6 protein-coding genes are annotated in these 6521 nt (G+C 52.6%); 4 read left to right on the forward strand and 2 right to left on the reverse strand.

Annotation, left to right across the window (positions count from 1 at the left end):
- The first annotated feature begins 49 nt into the window (after nucleotides 1-49).
- The gene (gene priC, locus FDW95_RS02315) at nucleotides 50-577 is read left to right on the forward strand and encodes a primosomal replication protein N'' (RefSeq protein ID WP_096758033.1); all 528 of its coding nucleotides are present in this window, start codon (nucleotides 50-52) and stop codon (nucleotides 575-577) included.
- 14 nt (nucleotides 578-591) lie between these two features.
- Nucleotides 592-753, forward strand: a complete 162-nt coding sequence (rsmS, locus tag FDW95_RS02320) for a pleiotropic regulatory protein RsmS (RefSeq protein ID WP_115259199.1) — start codon at nucleotides 592-594, stop codon at nucleotides 751-753.
- 46 nt (nucleotides 754-799) lie between these two features.
- Here rsmS and mscK read toward each other — a convergent pair whose 3' ends face one another.
- Together mscK and acrR are read right to left on the reverse strand one after the other, a co-directional pair.
- Entirely contained in the window at nucleotides 800-4165 is a 3366-nt protein-coding gene (mscK, locus tag FDW95_RS02325; protein ID WP_115259200.1) for a mechanosensitive channel MscK, read from the reverse strand.
- 126 nt (nucleotides 4166-4291) lie between these two features.
- Nucleotides 4292-4936 (reverse strand): multidrug efflux transporter transcriptional repressor AcrR, encoded by a 645-nt coding sequence (gene acrR, locus FDW95_RS02330; protein ID WP_096758037.1) that lies wholly within the window; start codon nucleotides 4934-4936, stop codon nucleotides 4292-4294.
- A gap of 141 nt (nucleotides 4937-5077) precedes the next feature.
- Here acrR and acrA point away from each other — a divergent pair, with 141 nt between their 5' ends.
- Together acrA and FDW95_RS02340 are read left to right on the forward strand one after the other, a co-directional pair.
- Nucleotides 5078-6271: a multidrug efflux RND transporter periplasmic adaptor subunit AcrA gene (gene acrA, locus FDW95_RS02335; protein WP_096758038.1), complete on the forward strand. Its 1194-nt coding sequence runs from the start codon at nucleotides 5078-5080 to the stop codon at nucleotides 6269-6271.
- Nucleotides 6272-6293: 22 nt separating this feature from the next.
- The coding region (locus tag FDW95_RS02340) for an efflux RND transporter permease subunit (RefSeq protein ID WP_047626877.1) at nucleotides 6294-6521 on the forward strand (228 nt) is incomplete at its 3' end.

Below are 6521 nucleotides of genomic sequence, written 5' to 3' on the forward strand. Positions count from 1 at the left end.
AGAATCGCTACTTTAGCATAACGGTTCTCATTTTCATCGGAGTGTTATCGTGAAAACCGCCCTGCTGCTTCAGACGCTCGAAAGCCAGCTCAACAGCCTGCGGCAGCGTTGCGCCCCTCTTGCGCATCACGCAACGCTTAGCGCCCGCTTCGATCGCCAGCTTTTTCGCACCCGCAGCACACGGTTACAGGCCTGCCTGGATGAAGCCGATGCTAACCTGAGCGCGTTACGCCATGCCGTTGAACACCAGCAGCGTCCCCAGGTAGCCTGGCTGGCTGAACATTTAGCGTCTCAACTGGAAGCCATTTCCCGTGAGACCGCCACCTGGTCGCTCAGAGAATGGGACAGCGCGTCGCCAGGGCTTGCCCGCTGGCAGCGCAAACGCGTTCAACATCAGGAATATGAGCGCCGACTGGTCGAGATGACACGCGAACGTAAGGCTCAACTGGCTCGGGCAACTAATTTTGAGGAGCAGCAGCGCCTGCTACGAGAAGTGGAAGCCTTCGAGGCGCGTCTGGCACGCTGTCGCCATGCGCTGGAAAGAATAGAAAACGTGCTCGCACGTATCACCCGTTAATCGTCGGAGAATGTATGTCACTTGAAAGCGCCCCGGACGAAGTCAAACTGGCCGTCGATTTGATTGTCTTACTTGAAGAGAATCAGGTTGCGCCTGAAACCGTGCTGAAAGCACTAGAGATCGTTAAGCGGGATTATGAAACGAAACAGCTCGCCTCATCCGAAAAAGAACGGTAGCAGGATTGCCTGATGGCGCTGCGCCATCAGGCAATCACATTTCTTATTAGCCTACTGAAGGCGTCGGATCATCACCGTTGATGATGTCACGCTTCACCTCGGTCACGGTATCCCCTTTGGCGTTGTGCAGGTGCACTTCGAGTTGGTTAAAGGCGATATCAATGTTGTTTTCACGGCACAAGCGGTCAACCGCGCGGTTAAGTTCATCAACCGTGTGGCTGCGATCGCGCAGTTCACGGACATACAGACGCAGTTCGTGATCCAGCGTGCTGGCACCGAAGGCGGTGAAGAACACGGCTGGCTCAGGATCGTGCATCACTTTCGGGTGTTCCATTGCCGCCTGCAGCAGCACTTTCTTCACTTTATCGAGATCTGAACCGTAAGCGACCCCAATGCGGATAACCAGACGCGTGGTGGTATCTGAAAGCGACCAGTTGATCAGTCGCTCGGTCACAAACGCTTTGTTCGGGATGATCACTTCTTTGCGATCAAAGTCGGTAATGGTGGTCGCACGAATACGAATCTTACTGACTGTCCCGGAATAAGTGCCAATCGTGACGGTATCGCCGATACGCACCGGGCGTTCGAACAGAATGATCAGACCCGAGACAAAGTTACCGAAGATTTCCTGTAAGCCAAAACCGAGACCGACCGACAGAGCCGCGGCCAGCCACTGCAATTTATCCCACGATACGCCGAGCGACCCGAAGACCGTCATCGCACCGATAGCAATGATCGCGTAGTTGAGGATTGTGGTGATCGCATACGATGCGCCCTGGCGCATTTTCAGGCGCGACAGCACCAACACTTCCAGCAGACCCGGTAAGTTGCGGATCAGCGCCCAGGCCACCATTGAGGCAATAATCGCAAACAGCAGGCTGCCCATAGTGACATCTTTCACCACCGCGGCACCGGCTTCTGTGCCGTTGTAATGCCAGAGCGTGATACTGTCGAGATAGCTGAACACGGTGATCAGATCGGACCATATAGCCCAGAACAGCACGCCAAACAGGGCCACCATCAGCAGCATGGTAATACGCAGCGTTTGCTGGTTGACCTGCTCCAGCGCAATGGTAGGTTCTTCCTGCGGCTCGGCGCCTTCGGCCCCTTCTTTCACCAGGTTCTCACGACGGGCAAGTGCACGACGCCAGGCAATTCGGCGCGCCGCAACGCTCAATCCGCGCAGCACCGTCTGGTACAGCAGGTTCCAGATGATCACCAGATATACGGTCTCAATCCAGCGACCGGATAAACGCAACGTGGTATAGAAATAACCGGTCGCCGTCAGCACCATTAGCGCGATCGGAATAATCGACAATACGGTTATCGTCACCAGGCGCAGACCGTGCGATTCCTTATCACGCCAGCTCTCACGACACATTGGCCATACCAGGAAGGCAATAAGTAGCAAGTTAAAGAAAATAACAATCTGCCCGAGCACATCATCCATCAGATTGAGAGGCGAAAGCTCAGCGACCACCGACCAGAAATTCAGCGGCAGCAGTGCCAGGCTAATACGCACGATCTGGCGGCGCCAGTGGCTGGTCTGTTTCGCGGGCATGCCGAAGTGGCGGATCGCCACGCCGTCTTTTTCCAGCACCTTCCAGCACAGGCCAAACACCAGCCAGAAGACGGCCATTTTCTTGCTAAATGCCCATAGCAGATCGCTGACGTTCAGTTGCATAGTCAGCAGAATCAAGCCCACGGCAAGGATAATCAGGCATGCGGGCAAGGCGCGAATCAGATCGATCAGTATCGCTTTAGGTGTGTTGAGCTGGCTGTCATTGCGCAAGTTACCCACCGCGGCGGCGAGTTTCGCCTGGTACGCTTTCAGCCACTTCAGGCGCCAGCGGATAAGCCCGGCTACCAACAGCAGCGGCAAACCGGCCAGGAATGCGATAAACACCGCCGGCCAGGCTTTTTCCCAGTTCACGGTGATTTTCATCGATTTAAACTGGTCTTTGAGCGTTTGCGGGAAGGATTTCACCCAATCCCAGTCCATTGGGCGGTTGCTGTTAACCCAGAAAATTTGCTGAGTGAGGATGCTCTTGAGGTTCTTAGACACGCTCATTAACTGCTGCTGGTTGATCTGCAGGTTAATCGCCATCATCAGCTGATTTCCCAACTGCTTATTCAGCTGGTCCAGCAGTTCACGGCGCATATCCACAACCTGCAGCAGCGCATCATGAACTTCGCCGTTCACTTCATTGCTGTGCCCTTCTTCCAGTTTGGCAACGAAGGCATCATTCTGGAACAGCGCATCACGCTGCTGGTTAACTTCAAATTGCTCCAGACGCAGATCGGCAATGCGGTTAGTCATATCAGCAAGCTCGTCTGCCGACGGCAGCGTTTGCTGCTGCTGATACAGAATGCGCGACAGCAGCAGACTGCCCTTCAGCACAGCGATTTGTTCTTTAATATTGCGTTCCGATTGCAGCGCACGATCAAGCCAGTTTTTGACTTTAATGTTTTGCTGCATCAGTGAGTTGCCGTTTTCCGTGGCGGAAATCAGGCGCTGGCTAAGCTGATGGTTAATATCCAGTTCCTGTTTTACCAACGGATTGGTCTGGATACGATCCGCTTCATCTGGCGTCACTGCTTCCTGCGCGGTTTTTTCGGTTAACGTCAGACGTTTGCTGTTCACCGCTTCCTGCAGCAACTGGAGCTGATGCTCGAGCCTGTTGGTGTTGGACGTCACGTAATCCCGTTGTTTTTGCAGGGTATCCTGCAAAACCGTGTTGCCCTCCAGGCTTTTACGCTGCTGGTCGATTTGCGCATTCAGCAACGCCTGCTGCGCCTGAAGCAGCACCTGCTGGCTGGGGCGTAATGCCGCCTCGCCAACGCTGGTTCCATCCAGGCGATTGCGGATTTGCTGCATTTGCTGCGAGGCGGTGTACATCGCGTTTTGCACGCGCTCAGGCTGCGTCTGCAACGAGACCAGTTGGCTGTTATAAGCAGCCAGATCGTTTTGCGCGCTTTGCAGGTCATCCAGCACCTGGGCGACGCGCGACTCGAGTTGTCGCAGAGAGAGCGCGCTCAGTGTTTTTCGCGTTTCATCGTCATTATCGACATCGCTGAGCGAATTTAACGCCGCCGTCGCCTCGCGCATTTTTTCCGGCGCCTGGGCCACTTTCTGGCGTAGTTGAACGGTCTCGTCCTTCACGCGCTCAATTTTATCGAGCGTGGCGAGGGTATCGATAAGATCCTGCTGAACCAATTTATCCTGCGCAGAAAGGTCTTTTTGTTTATTCAGCGTGTCTAGCTGGCTCTGAATATCCGCTTTCGTCGGCAGTTCGCCATTCTGTTGCGCTCGCGCAAATGCTGATGACTGGCAAGACAGCAATAGAATGAAGAAAATAATGGTAATAGCAATGAGATGCTGTGAACGTTTATAAAGCTGCAACATAGTCATGAGGATGAATGTTTCTAACCAGAAAAGTGACCGAAAATAGTCAAGCGGCTAGAATATCACGGCTGTGATGGACAAAATAGCGGGGGTGAAAATGTCCAGGAAAATTCCTGGAGTGAAACCCTCTGGTCAGCAGGTCTCAGGCACGCGAAGCGTAGGGCACAGCAGACACATTTCCAGCAGCACAGCGACATATTCACGCGCGTCTTTTTTCAGATCAAAAGACTCTGGTGCAAATAACCAGTTTTCTAAAATGCCGGAAAGATAGCTGCGCAGTAACACCGCCACACGACGCGTGTTCAGGTTCTCCGGCAACATTTTTGCGTTCATACAGTTGCGAAGGGTTTGCTCGATGCGATCATAGTTTTCAAGACACAGGCTACGTTGTGCCAACTGAACAGAGGCTATTTCCCCGACAAACTCGCATTTGTGGAATATAATCTCCATCAGCAAACGCCGGCGTTCTTCTGTCACGGTAGCTTCAAGAACGTAAACTAAAATTTCTCTTAATACTGATAGTGGATCGTCAGGGAATTTTGCCTGATACTCAGACTCTAGTTCATCAATATTGGGTTTTGCCAGCTCCCAGATTTCACTGAATAAATCCGACTTGTTTTTGAAATGCCAATAGATTGCACCACGCGTGACGCCAGCGGCTTTTGCGATCTCTGCAAGCGAGGTGGAAGAGACCCCTTGTTGCGAGAACAAACGCAGAGCAACATCGAGAATGTGTTGACGCGTTTCCTGCGCTTGTTGTTTGGTTTTTCGTGCCATATGTTAGTGAATTTACAGGCGTTAGATTTACATACATTTGTGAATGTATGTACCATAGCACGACGATAATATAAACGCAGCAATGGGTTTATAGGCTTTAAGCCATTGATCAATTTGAAATCGGACACTCGAGGTTTACATATGAACAAAAACAGAGGGTTAACGCCTCTGGCAGTCGTTCTGATGCTCTCAGGCAGCTTAGCGCTAACAGGATGTGACGACAAACAGGCCCAACAAGGGGGCCAGCAGATGCCAGAGGTTGGAGTTGTGACGCTCAAAGCTGAACCTCTACAGATAACAACTGAACTCCCGGGTCGCACCAGTGCTTTCCGCATTGCAGAAGTTCGCCCTCAGGTTAGCGGCATCATCCTGAAGCGTAATTTCACAGAAGGCGGTGACATTGAAGCGGGTGTGTCTCTCTATCAGATTGATCCTGCTACTTACCAGGCCGCATATGAAAGTGCAAAAGGCGATCTGGCTAAAGCGCAGGCGGCAGCTAATATCGCTCAGTTGACGGTGAATCGTTATCAGAAACTGTTGGGTACCAAGTACATCAGTCAACAGGAATACGATACCGCCAAGGCCGATGCGCAACAGGCAAATGCTGCCGTTATTGCCGCGAAAGCCGCAGTAGAAACGGCGCGTATTAACCTGGCGTATACCAAAGTCACGTCGCCAATTAGCGGCCGTATTGGTAAGTCTGCCGTTACGGAAGGTGCCCTGGTGCAAAACGGTCAGGCGACCGCGCTGGCAACCGTACAGCAGTTGGATCCGATCTATGTCGACGTCACACAATCAAGCAACGATTTCCTGCGACTGAAACAAGAGCTGGCGAACGGCAAGCTGAAGCAAGAGAACGGTAAAGCGAAAGTGGAACTGGTGACCAGCGACGGCATTAAATTCCCGCAGTCCGGTACGCTGGAGTTTTCTGACGTGACAGTTGATCAGACCACCGGTTCTATCACGCTGCGCGCCATCTTCCCTAACCCGGATCACACCTTACTGCCGGGTATGTTCGTCCGTGCTCGTCTGGAAGAAGGGATCAACCCAACGGCAATACTGGTTCCGCAGCAAGGCGTAACCCGTACACCGCGCGGTGAAGCCAGCGCGTTAGTTATCGGTGCTGATGACAAAGTGGAAACCCGCCAGATTGTGGCAGCACAAGCAATTGGCGATAAATGGTTGGTCACAGAAGGACTTAAGCCAGGCGACCGCGTGATTGTCACGGGGCTGCAAAAAGTACGTCCAGGCGCGCAGGTAAAAGCGCAGGAAGTCACCGCGGATAACAACCAGCAAGCCGCAAGCGGTAGCCAGCCTGAACAGTCCAAGTCTTAACTTAAACAGGAGCCGTTAAGACATGCCTAATTTCTTTATCGATCGCCCCATATTTGCGTGGGTGATCGCCATTATCATCATGTTGGCAGGGGGGCTCGCGATCCTCAAATTGCCGGTAGCGCAATATCCAACTATTGCACCGCCTGCAGTGACGATCTCCGCGACCTACCCTGGCGCTGATGCGAAAACAGTACAGGATACTGTTACGCAGGTTATCGAACAGAATATGAACGGTATCGATAACCTGATG

The organism is Citrobacter sp. wls718 (genome assembly GCF_005280945.1).
Lineage (GTDB): Bacteria > Pseudomonadota > Gammaproteobacteria > Enterobacterales > Enterobacteriaceae > Citrobacter > Citrobacter gillenii.